The sequence below is a fragment of the Mesorhizobium sp. WSM4817 genome, assembly GCF_055811135.1.
Map to the genome: position 1 here is coordinate 1 of NZ_JBVVQQ010000095.1, position 1,177 is coordinate 1,177.

Consider the following 1,177-nt stretch of genomic DNA (forward strand, 5'->3'; position numbering starts at 1 on the left):
ATGGCAAAAGGTAAATTCGAGCGTACAAAGCCTCATGTGAACATCGGCACGATTGGCCATGTCGATCATGGCAAGACGTCGCTGACGGCGGCGATCACCAAGTATTTTGGCGAATACAAGCGCTACGACCAGATCGATGCGGCGCCCGAGGAGAAGGCGCGCGGCATCACCATCTCGACGGCGCATGTCGAATACGAGACGGCCAACCGCCACTACGCCCATGTCGACTGCCCCGGCCACGCCGACTACGTCAAGAACATGATCACCGGTGCTGCGCAGATGGACGGCGCGATCCTGGTCGTGTCGGCCGCCGACGGCCCGATGCCGCAGACCCGCGAGCACATCCTGCTGGCCCGCCAGGTCGGCGTGCCGTCGATCGTGGTGTTCTTGAACAAGGTCGACCAGGTCGACGACGCCGAGCTGCTCGAGCTGGTCGAGCTCGAGGTGCGCGAGCTGTTGACCAAGAACGAGTTCCCCGGCGACGACATTCCGATCGTCAAGGGTTCGGCGCTTGCGGCTTTGGAAGATTCCGACAAGAAGATCGGCGAGGATTCGATCCGCGAATTGATGGCTGCGGTCGACGACTACATCCCGACGCCGGTTCGTCCGCTCGACAAGCCGTTCCTGATGCCGATCGAGGACGTGTTCTCGATCTCTGGCCGCGGCACGGTGGTGACCGGCCGCGTCGAGCGCGGCGTGGTCAAGGTCGGCGAGGAACTTGAGATCGTCGGCATCCGTCCGACCACCAAGACGACCTGCACGGGCGTCGAGATGTTCCGCAAGCTGCTCGACCAGGGCCAGGCCGGCGACAACATCGGCGCCCTGCTGCGCGGTGTCGACCGTGAAGGTGTCGAGCGCGGCCAGGTTCTGGCCAAGCCGGGCACGGTCAAGCCGCACAAGAAGTTCGTCGCCGAAGCCTACATCCTGACCAAGGATGAGGGCGGCCGTCACACGCCGTTCTTCACCAACTACCGGCCGCAGTTCTATTTCCGCACGACCGACGTGACCGGCATCGTGTCGCTGCCGGAAGGCACCGAGATGGTGATGCCGGGCGACAACATCACCGTCGATGTCGAGCTGATCGTGCCGATCGCCATGGAAGAGAAGCTGCGCTTCGCCATCCGTGAAGGCGGCCGCACCGTCGGTGCCGGCATCGTCGTCACCATCAAAGAGTAAT

At 63.2% G+C, this 1,177-nt stretch carries 1 protein-coding gene; it reads left to right on the forward strand.

The features are described 5' to 3' along the window. Nucleotides 1-1,176, forward strand: coding sequence for an elongation factor Tu (tuf, locus tag AC0L2K_RS34850; RefSeq protein ID WP_091591201.1), 1,176 nt, complete (start codon nt 1-3; stop codon nt 1,174-1,176). The last annotated feature ends 1 nt before the right edge of the window (nt 1,177 follow it).

Bases quoted from the DNA above. Each gene is read 5' to 3' on its own strand.
- tuf (WP_091591201.1), top strand. From the start codon at position 1: ATGGCAAAAGGTAAATTCGAGCGTACAAAGCCTCATGTGAACATCGGC.